This window comes from Microterricola pindariensis (assembly GCF_002936985.1).
In the GTDB taxonomy this organism is placed as follows: Bacteria; Actinomycetota; Actinomycetes; order Actinomycetales; family Microbacteriaceae; genus Microterricola; species Microterricola pindariensis.
In genome coordinates this window covers 36,165-51,215 of sequence record NZ_MPZN01000024.1, presented here as the reverse complement: position 1 = coordinate 51,215, position 15,051 = coordinate 36,165, and the positions used below count along the sequence as shown (strand labels likewise).

The 15,051-nt window shown below is 69.2% G+C and carries 15 protein-coding genes; 1 reads left to right on the top strand and 14 read right to left on the bottom strand.

The annotated features are described in order from the left end of the window. Positions 1 to 455 (top strand): hypothetical protein (locus GY24_RS17640; RefSeq protein ID WP_104475330.1); only part of this gene is annotated, 455 nt, incomplete at its 5' end. 28 nt (positions 456 to 483) lie between these two features. On the opposite strand, the gene GY24_RS09035 is transcribed toward GY24_RS17640, so the two are convergent. The 14 genes from GY24_RS09035 to thrS form a co-directional block, all read right to left on the bottom strand. Beyond that, on the bottom strand, positions 484 to 2,736 hold the full coding sequence (locus GY24_RS09035; RefSeq protein WP_162842930.1) for a RelA/SpoT family protein: 2,253 nt from the start codon (positions 2,734 to 2,736) through the stop codon (positions 484 to 486). Between the two features lie 39 nt (positions 2,737 to 2,775). Next, the gene (secF, locus tag GY24_RS09030) at positions 2,776 to 3,792 is read right to left on the bottom strand and encodes a protein translocase subunit SecF (RefSeq protein ID WP_104475328.1); all 1,017 of its coding nucleotides are present in this window, start codon (positions 3,790 to 3,792) and stop codon (positions 2,776 to 2,778) included. Beyond that, complete coding sequence (gene secD, locus GY24_RS09025) at positions 3,792 to 5,540, bottom strand: protein translocase subunit SecD (RefSeq protein WP_104475327.1); 1,749 nt, start codon at positions 5,538 to 5,540, stop codon at positions 3,792 to 3,794. Before secD ends, secF begins: the two co-directional genes overlap by 1 nt. Before the next feature lie 66 nt (positions 5,541 to 5,606). After that, complete coding sequence (gene yajC / locus GY24_RS09020; RefSeq protein WP_083363793.1) at positions 5,607 to 5,993, bottom strand: preprotein translocase subunit YajC; 387 nt, start codon at positions 5,991 to 5,993, stop codon at positions 5,607 to 5,609. Positions 5,994 to 6,068: 75 nt separating this feature from the next. Further along, positions 6,069 to 7,115 (bottom strand): Holliday junction branch migration DNA helicase RuvB, encoded by a 1,047-nt coding sequence (ruvB, locus tag GY24_RS09015; protein ID WP_233279285.1) that lies wholly within the window; start codon positions 7,113 to 7,115, stop codon positions 6,069 to 6,071. Further along, a complete protein-coding gene (gene ruvA, locus GY24_RS09010; protein ID WP_104475326.1) occupies positions 7,112 to 7,738 on the bottom strand; it encodes a Holliday junction branch migration protein RuvA in 627 nt (208 codons plus the stop codon). The genes ruvB and ruvA overlap by 4 nt, the downstream gene beginning before the upstream one ends. Before the next feature lie 9 nt (positions 7,739 to 7,747). After that, a complete protein-coding gene (gene ruvC / locus GY24_RS09005; protein ID WP_193953545.1) occupies positions 7,748 to 8,350 on the bottom strand; it encodes a crossover junction endodeoxyribonuclease RuvC in 603 nt (200 codons plus the stop codon). 10 nt (positions 8,351 to 8,360) lie between these two features. Next, complete coding sequence (locus GY24_RS09000) at positions 8,361 to 9,119, bottom strand: YebC/PmpR family DNA-binding transcriptional regulator (RefSeq protein ID WP_083363789.1); 759 nt, start codon at positions 9,117 to 9,119, stop codon at positions 8,361 to 8,363. 56 nt (positions 9,120 to 9,175) lie between these two features. Beyond that, entirely contained in the window at positions 9,176 to 9,745 is a 570-nt protein-coding gene (locus GY24_RS08995; RefSeq protein ID WP_233279284.1) for a DUF1697 domain-containing protein, read from the bottom strand. Continuing rightward, a complete protein-coding gene (gene pdxT / locus GY24_RS08990; RefSeq protein ID WP_104475324.1) occupies positions 9,742 to 10,335 on the bottom strand; it encodes a pyridoxal 5'-phosphate synthase glutaminase subunit PdxT in 594 nt (197 codons plus the stop codon). The genes GY24_RS08995 and pdxT overlap by 4 nt, the downstream gene beginning before the upstream one ends. A gap of 9 nt (positions 10,336 to 10,344) precedes the next feature. Continuing rightward, complete coding sequence (gene pdxS, locus GY24_RS08985) at positions 10,345 to 11,247, bottom strand: pyridoxal 5'-phosphate synthase lyase subunit PdxS (protein ID WP_083363787.1); 903 nt, start codon at positions 11,245 to 11,247, stop codon at positions 10,345 to 10,347. Between the two features lie 56 nt (positions 11,248 to 11,303). Next, positions 11,304 to 12,395: a DUF4232 domain-containing protein gene (locus GY24_RS08980; protein WP_104475323.1), complete on the bottom strand. Its 1,092-nt coding sequence runs from the start codon at positions 12,393 to 12,395 to the stop codon at positions 11,304 to 11,306. A 38-nt stretch (positions 12,396 to 12,433) separates the two neighbouring features. Next, positions 12,434 to 12,997 (bottom strand): HIT family protein, encoded by a 564-nt coding sequence (locus tag GY24_RS08975; RefSeq protein ID WP_104475322.1) that lies wholly within the window; start codon positions 12,995 to 12,997, stop codon positions 12,434 to 12,436. Next, on the bottom strand, positions 12,998 to 14,965 hold the full coding sequence (gene thrS / locus GY24_RS08970; protein ID WP_407662166.1) for a threonine--tRNA ligase: 1,968 nt from the start codon (positions 14,963 to 14,965) through the stop codon (positions 12,998 to 13,000). Positions 14,966 to 15,051: the final 86 nt, after the last annotated feature.

The following is a 15,051-nucleotide window of genomic DNA, read 5'->3' as shown; positions in this document are numbered from 1 at the left end:
CGGAGCAGTACTGCCCGATCGACCTGCCGCCGTTCCCGTCGGCCCGCGCGGCCGTCCTGCTCGCGCTGCGCCCGGAGCACGCCTTCGCGGAGCGGCTGAGCGCCGCCTGGCTGCACGGCGCGGTGGAGGATCCACCCGCGCTCGGACAGTTCGCGCTGCCCACCGGGGTGGGGGCACGGCCGCGCCGCAACAGCAGGCTCGCCCTGCGCCAGGTCGCGATCTCCCCCGGCGAGCTCCAGCTGCTCGGCGGCTGCCCGGTGACGTCGGCGGTGCGCACGCTCGTCGATCTGCTGCTGGACGATGCGCTCGGGGACGCGGAGTCGCTCTCCGCGGCGTCCGCGCTGGGCGCGCGGGCCGGCCTCTCCCCCGCCGCGGCGCGCTCGGCGCTGCGGCGCCGCCGGCCGCTGCCGAATCGGGCGCTGGCGGAGCGCCGGCTGGCCCTGCTCGGCGCCTAGCTTTCGCTGACTCTAGCCGTCGCTGACTCTAGCCGTCGCTGACGCGGTACACGTCGTAGACGGCGTCGATGCGCCGCACGGCGTTCAGCACGCGGTCGAGGTGGGTGGTGTCGCCCATCTCGAAGACGAAGCGGCTGAGCGCCAGCCTGTCGCTGGAGGTGGAGACGTTGGCGGAGAGGATGTTCACGTGGTGCTCGGAGAGCACCCGGGTGACGTCGGAGAGCAGCCCGGCCCTGTCCAGCGCCTCGATCTGGATCTGCACCAGGAACAGGCTCTTGGAGGTCGGCGCCCACGCCACCTCGATCATCCGCTCCGGCTCGTTCAGCAGCGACTGCACGTTGTGGCAGTTGGCCTGGTGCACGGAGACACCGGAGCCGCGCGTGATGAAACCGACGATCTCGTCACCCGGCACCGGGGTGCAGCAGCGGGCCAGCTTGACCAGGATGTCCGGCGCCCCGCGCACGAGCACGCCGGAGTCGCTGCTGCGCAGCTGCTGGGTGCGGCCCTTGACCGGCAGGGAGAGCTCTGGGCCCTCCGAGTCGTCGACGGCCTGCACGGCGGCGACGACCTTCTCCAGCACGGACTGCGTGGAGACGTGCCCCTCGCCGACGGCCGCGTAGAGCGCGGAGACGTCGACGTACTTCATCTGGGCGGCCACCTCGGCGAAGGAGTCCTGGCTCATCAGCTTCTGCAGCGGCAGGTTCTGCTTGCGCATGGCGCGGGCGATGGCGTCCCGGCCCTGCTCGATGGCCTCGTCGCGGCGCTCCTTGGTGAACCACTGCCGGATCTTGTTGCGCGCGCGCGGGCTCTTGACGAAGTTCAGCCAGTCCTGGCTCGGCCCGGAGTCCGGGTTCTTCGAGGTGAACACCTCGACGACGTCGCCCGTGTTCAGCGGGGTCTCGAGCGGCACCAGGCGGCCGTTGACCTTGGACCCCATGGTGCGGTGCCCGATCTCGGTGTGCACGGCGTACGCGAAGTCGACGGGGGTCGCGCCGGCCGGGAGGCCGATGACGCGCCCCTTGGGCGTGAAGACGTAGACCTCCTTGGCGCCGATCTCGTAGCGCAGGGAGTCGAGGAACTCTCCGGGGTCGGCCGTCTCGGCCTGCCAGTCGGAGATGTGGGCGAGCCATGCCATGTCTGTGTCGCTCTGCAGGGCGGAGCTGCCGGCCTTGCCGGTGGCCATCTGCTCCTTGTACTTCCAGTGCGCCGCGACGCCGAACTCGGCGCGCTGGTGCATCTCCTGGGTGCGGATCTGCAGCTCGACGGCGCGCCCCTCCGGGCCGAGCACCGTGGTGTGCAGCGACTGGTAGAGGTTGAACTTCGGGGTGGCGATGTAGTCCTTGAAGCGGCCGGGCAGTGGCGTCCAGCGGGCGTGGATCGCGCCGAGCACGGCGTAGCAGTCGCGGACGGAGTTCACCAGGATGCGGATGCCGACGAGGTCGTAGATCTCGTCGAAGTCGCGGCCGCGCAGCACCATCTTCTGGTAGATGGAGTAGTACTGCTTGGGGCGCCCGACGACCTGGCCGCGGATCTTGGAGGCGCGCAGGTCTTCGTTGACGGCGTCGATGACCTGCTGCACGAACTCCTCGCGCTGCGGCGTGCGCTGGCGGACGAGGGACTCGATCTCGGCGTAGAGCTTGGGGTAGAGCACGGCGAAGGAGAGGTCTTCCAGCTCCCACTTGATGGCCTGGATTCCGAGGCGATGGGCCAGCGGGGCGTAGATCTCGAGCGTCTCTGTCGCCTTGCGGGCGGCCGACTCCGCGGGCACGAAGCCCCAGGTGCGCGCGTTGTGCAGGCGGTCGGCGAGCTTGATGATGAGCACGCGGATGTCCTTGGACATCGCCACGATCATCTTGCGCACGGTCTCGGCCTGCGTCGAGTCGCCGTACTTGACCTTGTCGAGCTTGGTCACGCCGTCGACGAGCATGGCGATCTCGTCGCCGAAGTCGGCGCGCAGCTGTTCCAGCGTGTACTCGGTGTCTTCGACCGTGTCGTGCAGCAGCGCCGCTGCGACGGTCTTCGAGCCGATGCCGAGGTCGGCTAGGATCTGGGCGACGGCCAGCGGGTGCGTGATGTACGGCTCGCCGCTGCGCCGCTTCTGCCCGCTGTGCGCGCGCTCGGCCGCCGTGTACGCCCGCTCGATGACGGCGAGGTCGGCCTTCGGGTGGTGCATGCGCACCGTGCGCACCAGGGTGTCGACGGCGCCGGCCGGCTGGGCCTTCGAGAAGATGCGGGGCACAAGGCGGCGCAGGGAGGCGGTGGACGACGTGGAATCGCTCATCATCTCATCTCCTCCCTGCGTGCCATGCGCTCGGTCAGCCTACGCCGTGACGGCGTCGGCGGATGCAGCGGCTGCGGCCTTCTCGCGGGCCGCGAGCACCTGCTTGTCGTGCTTGACGACGTCCTTCTCGCCCTCGCGCAGCTGCGAGTACAGCGGCGCGGCGAGGAACACCGTGGACCAGGTGCCGACGAGGATGCCGATGAACAGGGCGAGCGAGATGTCGCGCAGGGTGTCTGCGCCGAGCACGAACGCGCCGAAGAACAGGATCGCCGCGACGGGCAGGGCAGCCACGACGCTGGTGTTGATGGAGCGCACCAGGGTCTGGTTGACGGCGAGGTTCGTCGACTCGGCGAAGGTGTGCTTGGACTTGACGGCGTCCTCCGTCGTGTTCTCGCGGATCTTGTCGAACACCACGACGGTGTCGTACAGCGAGTAGGCGAGGATCGTCAGGATTCCGATGACCGCGGCCGGGGTGATCTCGAAACCGGTGGCGGCGTAGATGCCGACCGTGACGATGAGGTCGACGAGCAGGGCGCCGATGGCGGCCAGCGACATCTTCCAGGTGCGGAAGTAGAGCGCCATGCCGACGGCGGCGAGCACGAGCAGGACGATGAGGCCCTGGATCGTCTGCCTGGTGATGTCCGCGCCCCAGACCGGGCCGATGAACGAGGATGCGACTTCACTCACCGGCACGTCGTAGGCGTCGGCGAGGGCGGTGGCGACCTCGCTGGTCTGCTCCTGGGTGAGCTGGTCGGTCTGCACGCGCACGCCGCTGTCGCCGACCGTGCTGACACGGGCGACGGCCTCGGGGACCACGGAGGCGACGGCCTCGATGGCCGGCTCCTGGCTGGCGTCCGCGACGCTGGTGACGACGAACTGCGAACCGCCGCGGAACTCGATGCCGAAGTTGAACCCGCCCTTGACGATCGGGATCAGGATGGCGGCGAGCAGGAGCGCGCCGATGATGATGTACCAGGTGTTGCGCTTGCCCACGAAGTTGAAGGAGCGCTTGCCGGTGTAGAGGTCGTTGCCGAAGGTAGCCATGCGGTTGGCCATCAGGATTCCTTGCCTTCCGTGGTCTTGGTGTCGCCGCCGGTGGAGGCGCCGTGGCTCGCGGCGGCGAGCTCAGCGGCCTTGCGCTCGGCGATGGTCTGGCGCTTGCCTGCCTCGCGGGCGCTGGACGCGGCCTTCTTCGGGTCGAGGGATGCCGCGGGCTTGCGGAACTCCGCGCGCCCCCGGTAGACGGCGCCGAGCGCCTGCGGGTCGAGACCGCTCCAGGGGTGGCCGCTCGAGAAGAACTTGGTGCGCGAGAGCAGCTGCAGCATCGGGTGGGTGAACATGATCACGATGATGACGTCGATGATCGTCGTCACACCGAGGGTGAAGGCGAAGCCGCGCACGCTGCCGACCGCGACCAGGTACAGCACGACGGCCGCGAGCAGGTTGGTGGCCTTGGAGGCGAAGATCGTCCGCACGGCGCGCTTCCATCCGGCCTCGACGGCCGAGGTGAGGATGCGCCCCTCGCGGAGCTCATCGCGCACACGCTCGAAGTAGACGATGAACGAGTCCGCGGTGAAACCAATGGCCACGATCAGACCGGCGACGCCGGCCAGGGACAGGCGGTAGCCCTGCGTCCAGGACAGGATCGTGATCGTGATGTAGGTCATGATCGCCGCGACGACGAGGGACGCAATCGTCACCATGCCGAGCAGGCGGTATTGGAACAGCGTGTAGATGATGACCAGGATCAGACCGAAGATACCGGCGATGATTCCGCTCTGCAGCTGCGAGCTGCCGAGCGTGGCGGAGATCGTCTCGGAGCTCTGCACGGTGAAGCTGATCGGCAGGGCGCCGAACTTGAGCTGGTCGGCGAGGGCCTTGGCGCTGGCCTCGGTGAAGTTTCCGGAGATCGACGGGCGGCCGTCGGTGATGATGCCGTTCATCGCCGGGGCGGAGAGCACCTGGCCGTCGAGCACGAAGGCGAACTGGTCCAGCGGCGGCGTCGACTTCAGGCCGAAGAGGCGAGTGCTGACCTCGGCGAAGTCCTTGGTGCCCTGGCCGTCGAAGACGAGGTTGATGACCCAGCGGCCGGTGCTGGCACCGGACTGGGTGGTCTCCATGCCGGCAGTGGCGTCGGAGATGTTCGCGCCCTCGACCTCGACCGGGCCGAGGATGTACTTGACCGTGCCGGTGTCGTCACAGGTGATGAGCGGCTGGTCGGCGGGCGCCGCGTTGGCCGTCTCGGCCTCCGTGGAGGCACAGTCGAAGGTCTCGAACTGGGCCTGCAGCTCCGGGGTCACCCAGGCGAGGTCGCTGCCGTTGCTCGGCGTGACGCTCGGGGTGGCCGCGGGGGTCGGCTCTGCGCTCGGCTCGGGGGTCGCGGTGTTTCCGCCGACGGACTGGTCCGTGGGGGTTCCCGCGACGAGGACGGGCCGGAGCTCGAGCTTCGAGGAGGACTGGATGCGGTTGCGGGTCTCATCGTCGAGCTCGCCGGGGATGGCGACGACGATGTTCTGCCCACCCTGCGTGCTGATCTCCGCCTCGGAGACGCCGGAGGCGTCCACGCGCTGGCGGATGATCGTCACCGCCTGGTCAAGCTGCTCCTGCGAGACAGTCTGGCCGCTCTCGGTCTTCGGGGCGAGAATAATCTGCGTTCCGCCCTCGAGGTCGAGTGCGAGCTTCGGCGTCCACGATCCACCGCCCCACATCACGCCTGCTGCGTTGATGGCAAACAGGCCAACAATGATGACGGCGAGCCAGGAGAGGCTACGCCAGGCTTTCTTGACCGGGGTCGACTTTGCCACCGCGGAACTCAGCTTTCTACGTTCGTGCCCACGCCATCATTGGCGTGGGCACGGAAAACGGACTATTTAGTCGTTCGACTTCTTGTCGGCGGAGCCGTCGACGTCGCCGGAATCGGTGCCGGCGTCCTCGATGCGCTCACCGAACTCGGGAGCGGCCTCGTCGACGACGCTCTCTGCGGTGGCAACGGCCTCGACCGGAGTGACCACGCGGGCGATGGTCTGGCGGTGCAGGGCCAGAACGGTGCCGGGGGTGGACTCGAGGAGGACCTCGTTCTCCTCGTCGTCAATCGACAGGATCGTTCCGAACAAACCGGAGTTGGTCATGACCTTGGCACCGGGAACGACCTGGGTCTGCAGCTGAGCTGCATCCTTCTGGCGCTTGCGGCTGTTGCGGAACATGAAGAAGATGAGCACCGCGAGAACGGCGAGCATGATCATTGTCAACGGATCCATAAAGTTGGAAAACCTTCCGATTTGCGGCTGTACGCCCGCCTCAGTCGAGGGCGGCACTTGGTGAGCCAGCTTGAATTATAGGTCATCTTGCATGGAGCGGGCCGCAGCCGGCTGCATGCCGAAGTGTTGCCAGGCGGCGGCCGTCGCCACGCGTCCCCGAGGGGTGCGCGTTAACAGTCCGATGCGGACCAGAAATGGCTCGACAACGGCCTCGATCGTCTCGGCCTCCTCCCCCACCGAGACGGCGAGGGTGTTCAGCCCGACTGGCCCGCCGTCGAAGCGGCTGAGGATGATCTCCATGACTGCCCGGTCCAGCCGGTCCAGGCCCAGCGCGTCGACGTCATAGAGTTCGAGGGCCGCCCGCACGGCGTGCACATCGGCCGTGCCCGTCCCGGTCGAGTACACCAGCGCATAGTCGCGCACGCGGCGCAGCAGCCGGTTGGCGATGCGCGGGGTGCCGCGGCAGCGGCCGGCGATCTCGGCGATCGCCGCCTTGTCGATGTCCAGCCCGAGCAGGGTGGCCGCCCGACTGAGCACGCGCTCCAGCTCGTCGTCGCCGTAGAACTCGAGGTGGGCGGTGAAGCCGAAGCGGTCGCGCAGCGGGTTCGGCAGCAACCCGGCCCTGGTGGTGGCGCCGACGAGCGTGAACGGGGCCAGCTCGAGCGGCACGGAGGTGGCGCCGGCACCCTTGCCCACCATGATGTCGATGCGGAAGTCCTCCATCGCCAGGTAGAGCATCTCCTCGGCGGAGCGCGCCATCCGGTGGATCTCGTCGATGAAGAGGACCTCGCCGGGGACGAGCGAGCTGAGCACGGCGGCGAGGTCGCCGGCGTGCTGGATGGCCGGGCCGCTGGCCATGCGCAGCGGCCGGTTGCCCTCGTGCGCGACGATCATGGCCAGCGTCGTCTTGCCGAGGCCGGGCGGGCCGGCGAAGAGGATGTGGTCGGGGGTGCGGCCCTGCATGGTCGCGGCGGTGAGCAGCAGTTGCAGCTGGCCGCGCACCTTGACCTGGCCGACGAACTCGGCCAGGGAGGACGGGCGGAGGGCGCCCTCGAAGGCGAGCTCGGTCTCCGACTCCAGTTCGGGGGCCAGCAGCTCCGCTGGCGTGTCGTCGAAGCTCACGCGCGGCCGCCGATCGTGTGCTGGGCGGGACCGAGCTTGCCGAGGGCGAGGCGGAGCAGCACGGCGACGGAGCCCTTGTCTGCGTCGCCGGCCTCGGTCAGTGTCTGCTCGACGACGGGCGCGGCCACCTTCTCCGACCAGCCAAGGCCGACCAGTGCGGCCAGCACGCTCTCGCCGACGCCGGCCGGGGCGAGCCGGCCCAGGGTGGGCGCGCTGGCGGCGGTCACGGCGAGCTTGCCGGTGAGCGAGAGCACGATGAGCTTCGCGGTCTTGGGCCCGATGCCGCTGACCTTGCGGAATGCCGCATCGTCGTCATCCGCGACCGCCCGGGCCACCTGGTCCGGGCTGAGCACGGCGAGCACGCCGAGGCCCGACTTGGGGCCGACGCCGGTGACGCCGGTGAGCAGCTCGAAGACGGCCAGCTCGTCGGGGCTGTCGAAGCCGTACAGGGTCAAGGCGTCCTCGCGCACCACCAGGGTGGTGTGCAGGCGCAGCTCCTGCCCGATGCGGGCCGCGAGTGCGGTGGCCGGGGTGACGTTGACGGCGAGGCCGACTCCCCCGACCTCGATGATGACGGTTGACCCGAGGGCGGAGAGCACGAGGCCACGAACGGAAGAGATCACCGCTTCAGACTACGGGGCCTTCAGACCACGGGGCGCCGCCGACATGCGGGTGCCGGCCTCCGCGGCGCGCCATGCCTTCTGCGCGGGGGTGAGCCCGGAGGCCGGGGCGCCGGCCGCGTTCGGCAGGGTGCCGCCGCTGACGCCAGTGCGCCAGGCGTGGCAGATGGCGATGGCGAGGGCGTCGGCGGCATCCGCCGGCTTCGGCAGCTCACTGAGCTTGAGGATGCGGGTGACCATCGCCCCCACCTGGGCCTTGTCGGCCGAGCCGTAGCCGGTGATGGAGGCCTTCACCTCGCTCGGCGTGTGCATGCCGACGGCCAGGCCGCGCTGGGCGGAGAGGAAGAGGGCGACGCCGCTGATCTGGGCGACGCCCATCACGGTGCTCACGTTGTGCTGGGCGAAGACGCGCTCGATCGCCACGGCGTGCGGCTGGTGGCGGTCCAGCAGCTCGATCAGGCCGGTGGCAACGGTGAGCAGGCGCTTCTCGATGGGCTCGTCCGGCGAGGACCGGATGACGGTCACATCGACGAGCCTGGCCGTGCGGTTGGGCTCGACATCGACGACGCCGACACCGCAGCGGGTGAGGCCGGGGTCGATGCCGAGCACACGCACGGCCATGGTGTTACTGCGCCTCGAGTTCCGCCTGGACCTCGGGGGTCAGGTCGAAGTTGGTGTAGATGTTCTGCACGTCGTCGAGGTCCTCCAGGGCGTCGATCAGACGGAACACCTTGGTCGCGGTCTCGGCGTCGATCTCGATCTTCAGCGTCGGCACGAAGGCCGAGTCGGCGGAGTCGTAGTCGATGCCGGCCTCCTGCAGGGCGACGCGGGCGGCGACCATGTCACTCGGATCGGTGATGATCTCGAAGGTCTCGCCCTCGTCCGTGACCTCCTCCGCGCCGGCGTCGAGCACGGCGTCCAGGATGGTGTCCTCGGTGAGGTCGTCGGTCTTGGAGACGACGATGACGCCCTTGCGGTGGAAGTTGTACGCCACGCTGCCCGGGTCGCCCATGGTGCCGCCGTTGCGGCTGACCGCGGTGCGCACCTCGGCGGCTGCACGGTTCTTGTTGTCGGTGAGGCACTCGATCAGCATGGCGACGCCGTTGGGTGCGTAGCCCTCGTACATGATCGTCGTGTACTCGACCGACTCACCGCTGAGGCCGGCGCCGCGCTTGACGGCGCGGTCGATGTTGTCGTTGGGGACCGAGGTCTTCTTGGCCTTCTGGATGGCGTCGACGAGGGTCGGGTTGCCCGAGAGGTCCGCACCGCCCATCTTGGCGGCGACCTCGATGTTCTTGATCAGCTTGGCGAAGGCCTTCGCCCGGCGCGAGTCGGTGATGGCCTTCTTGTGCTTGGTCGTTGCCCATTTGGAATGCCCGGACATGAGTCTCCTGAGTGTGCTCGCTGAAATCTGCTTGACCAGTCTAGGACAGTGAGGGCCTAGGCGAGTTTCTGCAGGGTGCGGAGGTTTCGGTTGGTGGTTGTGCTGCGAAAGCGGGTGCGCGCGGCGAGTTTGCTGAACGGGCTGTCGATGCCGACGGCGCGCCGGCAGTGCCAGTAGAGCACCCCGTCGCCGGCGACGACGCTCTCGTCGGCGGGGTCGAGGCCGGGTGCGGCCTCGAGCAGCTCGGTGAGGGAGCCGGCCGAGGAGCTGAACAGGACATACGGATGCCAGCCCTCCCGCAGCGCGTCGAACGGAAAGCCGTCGATGACCTGGTGCACGCGCTCCAGGGTCTCGAGTACGATCCAGGCGTCGTAGCCGAAGCGCTCGGCGAGGCCCTGCTCGACACGGGCCTTGAGCGCGGCGGTCGCCCCGGCATCCGCGGGATCGGCGGCTGCGTCGAACACGACGTTGCCGCTGGCCAGCACCGTCTTCACATTCGCGAAGCCGAGCGAGCGGAACAGCTCGGCGAGGTCTGCGGACTTGATGGTGACGCCGCCGACGTTCACGCCGCGGAGCAGGGCGACGTAGCGGGTCGTTCCTGAGGTGGTCATGCCGCGGGTGGTCATGCCGCGAGTGTACGGGCGCGCACCTTCGACAGGAAGTACTCGTGGAAGCGGTACTCCCCCGTGATCTCCGGGTGGAAGCTGGTGCCGAGCAGGTTGCCCTGCTCCACGGCGACGACGCGGCCGTCGGCCAGCGTGGCCAGGGCAGTCGCGGCCGGACCGACGGACTCGACGACGGGGCCGCGGATGAAGACGGCGTGCACCGGGTCGGCGCCGAGGACCGGGATGTCGAGGTCCGTCTCGAAGGACTGCGTCTGCGAGCCGAAGGCGTTGCGGCGCACGACGACGTCGAGGCCGCCGAGGCTCTCCTGCCCGACGATCGCGTCGAGCACGCTGTCGGCGAGCATGATCAGCCCGGCGCAGGTGCCGTAGACCGGAAGGCCGGAGCGGATGCGCGCGCGCAGTGGCTCGGCCAGGCCGAAGGCGCGGGCCAGCTTGTCCATCACACTGGACTCGCCGCCCGGAATCACGAGTCCGTCGACGACGGCCAGTTCCTCCGGACGGCGAACGTGGATGACGTCCGCCCCCAGGGTGCGGAGCACGTCTGCGTGCTCACGGAAATCACCCTGGAGGGCGAGAACGCCAACTGTCATAGTGCTGCGTTACCAGCCGCGCTCTGCGAGGCGGTGCGGTGCGGCGAGGTCGGACACATTGATGCCGACCATGGCCTCACCGAGTCCGCGCGACACCTCGGCGATGACCGCGGGGTCGTCGTAGAAGGTGGTGGCCTTGACGACGGCCGCTGCGCGCTGCGCCGGGTTGCCCGACTTGAAGATGCCGGAGCCGACGAACACGCCGTCTGCGCCGAGCTGCATCATCATCGCGGCGTCGGCCGGGGTGGCGACGCCACCGGCGGTGAACAGCACGACGGGGAGCTTGCCGGTCTCGGCGATCTCTGCGACGAGCGCGTAGGGAGCCTGCAGCTCCTTGGCGGCGACGTAGAGCTCGTCCTTGCTCATCGAGCTGAGCTGGGCGATCTCGCTCTTGATCTTGCGGATGTGCTTGGTCGCCTCAGAGACGTCGCCGGTGCCGGCCTCGCCCTTGGAGCGGATCATCGCCGCACCCTCGTTGATGCGGCGCAGGGCCTCACCGAGGTTGGTCGCGCCACAGACGAAGGGAACGTTGTAGCCCCACTTGTCGATGTGGTTGACGTAGTCGGCCGGGCTCAGCACCTCGGACTCGTCGATGTAGTCGACCTCGAGTGCCTGCAGCACCTGAGCCTCGACGAAGTGGCCGATGCGGGCCTTGGCCATCACGGGGATGGACACCTCGGCCTTGATTGCCTCAATCAGGTCGGGGTCGCTCATGCGGGCAACACCGCCCTGCGAACGGATGTCTGCGGGAACGCGCTCGAGGGCCATAACGGCGACAGCGCCGGCGTCCTCTGCGATACGGGCCTGCTCTGCGGTGACGACGTCCATGATGACGCCGCCCTTGAGCATGTCGGCGAGGCCGCGCTTGACGCGGCTGGAGCCGAACTGCTCGGTAGAAGTGCTCTCAGTCATGATCCCAATCCTATTCCGTGGCCGCGGGGTGGTTGCGCGCCATGACGGCGGGCGCCTCAGGTCGCGCTGCGCCACGCCCCGACGACGACCTCGCCGCCCGTCACGTCGCTGCGGAACGCCAGCATTTCGCGGAGCCCGCCGTGGTAGGGCGCCAGGTGCAGCCAGTCGGCCGTGGCCAGACCCTCCGTCGGCATCGCCCGCCACGCGATCGAGGCGACCGCCTGCTGCTCGGGGCCCAGCAGCAGGCGCACCGGGCCGACATCCGTGCCGCCCATGGACGAGCCGTGCTGGATCCGGACGTCGACGAGGCCGGTCTCCTGATCGCTGAAGGCCACGTCGGGGTAGCCGTCGAGCACGCACGGGGCCTGGCTCACGTTCGTCGCGATGACGCTCATCCCCCGGCTTCCCGCGGCGGCGTCGGGTTCGGATGCCGCCAGGCTCAGTTGGTTCTCCGTGCACCATTCCGGGTCCAGCTGCCACTCACCCGGGGCGATCTCCGGCACGGGCGTGCCCGTGGGCACCGGCTCCGGGGCCGGTTCTTCCGCGGCCAGGGCGCGGTGCCAGGCGTCCTCGCCGGCCGGGACCAGGGCGAGGAGGGCGACCAGCGCGAGCGCCACGGCCACGGCCGGCGCGGCCACGGCGGCCGTGGCGGGACGCCGGGCGCCGCGCGGGCGCCGGGCCTGCAGGCGTGCGTGCAGGAGTGCCGGCAGCCAGCCCCAGACGAGGCCCCAGTAGGCGGCGGCCTGCACCGGCTCGACCGAGAACGCGGCACGCGCGCTCGGGTCGAGCCAGCCCATCGCGGCCAGGCCGACGGCGAGCACGCCCTGCACGAGCGCCCCGGCCGCGATGACCGCGAACCAGCCGGCCGCGAAGCCGCTGCGGCTGCGATCGGGGCGGAGCAGGCCCCGCACCAGCAGGTAGGCGCAGGCGACGGCGGCCGCCCAGACCGCGCCGGCCAGCGCCCCCTGCGGCCAGGGCGCGGCGGCAGCGACGGTCATGGTGTCGGGCGCAACGGCGCGCACGAGGGTGCGCAGCACCAGGGATGGCGTCGCCAGGCCCAGCTGGGCGACGGCGTCGCTGGCCACCCAGAGCAGGGCGACGAGCAGGGCGGGAAGCAGGGCTGTCAGCGGTGCTGGGCGGCGAGGCATCCGCCGACTCTAGCGCAGGCGCCCGATTCGGGCGGCGGTCAGGCCTTCGGCCACGCCTCCGCGATCTCCTGGCGGACGTCGCCGAGCAGGCGCGGCAGCGCCTTGGTGCCGGCGATGATGGGGAAGAAGTTCGCGTCGGTCTCCCAGCGCGGCACGATGTGCTGGTGCAGGTGGGCCGCGATGCCGGCGCCGGCAACCTTGCCCTGGTTCATGCCGAGGTTGAAGCCGTCACAGTGCGAGACCTCGGTGATGACGCGCATGGCGATCTGGGTGAGCTCGCCGATCTCAGCGACCTCCTCCGGCGTGGCCTGGTCGTAGGTCGCGATGTGGCGGTACGGGCAGACCAGCAGGTGGCCGCTGTTGTACGGGTAGAGGTTGAGCAGCGCGTAGGCGTGGGTGCCGCGGGCGACGATCAGCGACTTCTCGTCGTCCAGCGTCGGCGCAACACAGAACGGGCACTCGTGCTCGGCCGGCTGCTGCCCGCCCTGGATGTAGACCATGCGGTGCGGGGTCCAGAGGCGCTGGAAGGCATCGGGCGCGGCGGCGAACTCGCTGGAGTTCTCCACCGGTACCGCGCCGGCCGGCGCCCCTGGATCCGTCATCTAGATCTGTCCCTGCGAGGTGACCTGGGCACGGGTCGTGATGGCGTTCGTGATGCGGGCGATGGCGTCGGCAACGGGCACGCCGTTCTCCTGCGTGCCGTCGCGGAAGCGGAAGCTGACGCTGCCGTTGGCGCGGTCCTCCTCGCCGACGATGAGCTGGAAGGGGACCTTGGCCATGGTGTGGTTGCGGATCTTCTTCTGCATGCGCTCGTCGGAGAGGTCGAGCTCGGCGCGGACGCCGGCCTTCTTGAGCTGGTCGATGACGTCGCCCAGGTAGTCGGCGTACTGCTCGGCGACGGGGATGCCGACGACCTGCACCGGGGAGAGCCAGACCGGGAACGCGCCGGCGTAGTGTTCGGTGAGCACGCCGAAGAAGCGCTCGATCGAGCCGAACAGGGCGCGGTGGATCATCACCGGGCGCTGGCGGCTGCCGTCGGGGGCGGTGTACTCGAGGTCGAAGCGCTCCGGCAGGTTGAAGTCCAGCTGGATCGTGGACATCTGCCAGGTGCGGCCGATGGCGTCGCGCGCCTGCACCGAGATCTTGGGCCCGTAGAAGGCGGCTCCGCCCGGGTCGGCGACGAGCTCGAGGCCGGATTCCGCGGCCACCTCGGCCAGCGTGGCCGTGGCCTCTTCCCAGGCGTCATCGCTGCCGACGAACTTCTCCGGGTCCTTGGTGGAGAGCTCGAGGTAGAAGTCGTCGAGGCCGTAGTCCTTGAGCAGGCTGAGCACGAAGTTCAGGGTTCCGGTGAGCTCCTCGCGCATCTTCTCGCGCGTCGTGTAGATGTGGGCATCGTCCTGGGTCATGCCGCGCACCCGGGTGAGGCCGTGCACGACGCCGGACTTCTCGTAGCGGTAGACGCTGCCGAACTCGAACAGGCGCAGCGGCAGGTCGCGGTAGGAGCGCGCGCTGGAGCGGTAGATGAGGTTGTGCATCGGGCAGTTCATGGGCTTCAGGTAGTAGTCCTGGCCCTCGCGGTGCACGGTGCCGTCCTCGCCGATCTCGGCGTCGATGTGCATCGGGGGGAACATGCCGTCGCGGTACCAGTCGAGGTGCCCGGAGACCTCGTAGAGCTTGCCCTTGGTGATGTGCGGCGTGTTGACGAAGGAGTAGCCCTCCTCAACGTGGCGGGAGCGCGAGTAGTTCTCCATCTCGGCGCGGATGATGCCGCCCTTGGGGTGGAAGACGGGCAGGCCGCTGCCGAGCTCCTCGGGGAAGCTGAACAGGTCGAGCTCTGCGCCGAGCTTGCGGTGGTCGCGCTTGGCGGCCTCCTCGAGGCGCTCCTTGTACGCGCGCAGCTCGTCCTTGCTCGGCCAGGCCGTGCCGAAGATGCGCTGCAGCTGCTTGTTCTTCTCGGAGCCGCGCCAGTAGGCGGCGGCGACGCGCATGAGTGCGTGCCCCTCGCCGATCAGGCGGGTGCTCGGCAGGTGCGGGCCGCGGCAGAGGTCCTTCCAGACCGTCTCCCCCGTCTTCGGGTCGACGTTGTCGTAGATCGTGAGCTCGGCGCCGCCGACCTCGACGTTCTCGTTGTCCGCACCGGCATCCGAACCGCCCTTGAGCCCGATGAGCTCGAGCTTGTACGGCTCGTCGGCGAGCTCGGCACGGGCCTCATCTTCAGTCACGACGCGGCGCACGAAGCGCTGGCCCTGGCGGATGATGCGGCTCATGGCCTTCTCGATGCCCTTGAAGTCGGCCGTGCTGAACGGCTCTGCGACGTCGAAGTCGTAGTAGAAGCCGTCGGTGACGGGCGGGCCGATGCCGAGCTTGGCCTCCGGGTTGATCGACTGCACAGCCTGGGCGAGCACGTGGGCCGCCGAGTGGCGCAGGATGCTGAGGCCGTCCGGGGAGTCGATCGTCACCGGTTCGACGACGTCGGTGGTCGTAGTCTGCGTGGCGAGGTCTTTCAGCTCACCGTTGACGCGCATCGCGACAACGGACCGGTCGGTGAAAAGCTCGAAGCCGTCAGCCACCTTCATCCACTCCCAAAAATTGATTGATGCCCGCGAATTCACGGACTCATCAACTTTAGCGCCGTCGGACGCGCTCAAATGCCGCC

Bases quoted from the DNA above. Each gene is read 5' to 3' on its own strand.
- pdxT (WP_104475324.1), bottom strand. From the start codon at position 10,335: ATGACAGTTGGCGTTCTCGCCCTCCAGGGTGATTTCCGTGAGCACGCA.
- secF (WP_104475328.1), bottom strand. From the start codon at position 3,792: ATGGCCAACCGCATGGCTACCTTCGGCAACGACCTCTACACCGGCAAG.
- GY24_RS09000 (WP_083363789.1), bottom strand. From the start codon at position 9,119: ATGTCCGGGCATTCCAAATGGGCAACGACCAAGCACAAGAAGGCCATC.
- GY24_RS09035 (WP_162842930.1), bottom strand. From the start codon at position 2,736: ATGAGCGATTCCACGTCGTCCACCGCCTCCCTGCGCCGCCTTGTGCCC.
- GY24_RS08995 (WP_233279284.1), bottom strand. From the start codon at position 9,745: ATGACCACCCGCGGCATGACCACCTCAGGAACGACCCGCTACGTCGCC.
- yajC (WP_083363793.1), bottom strand. From the start codon at position 5,993: ATGGATCCGTTGACAATGATCATGCTCGCCGTTCTCGCGGTGCTCATC.
- GY24_RS08980 (WP_104475323.1), bottom strand. From the start codon at position 12,395: ATGCCTCGCCGCCCAGCACCGCTGACAGCCCTGCTTCCCGCCCTGCTC.
- GY24_RS08975 (WP_104475322.1), bottom strand. From the start codon at position 12,997: ATGACGGATCCAGGGGCGCCGGCCGGCGCGGTACCGGTGGAGAACTCC.
- pdxS (WP_083363787.1), bottom strand. From the start codon at position 11,247: ATGACTGAGAGCACTTCTACCGAGCAGTTCGGCTCCAGCCGCGTCAAG.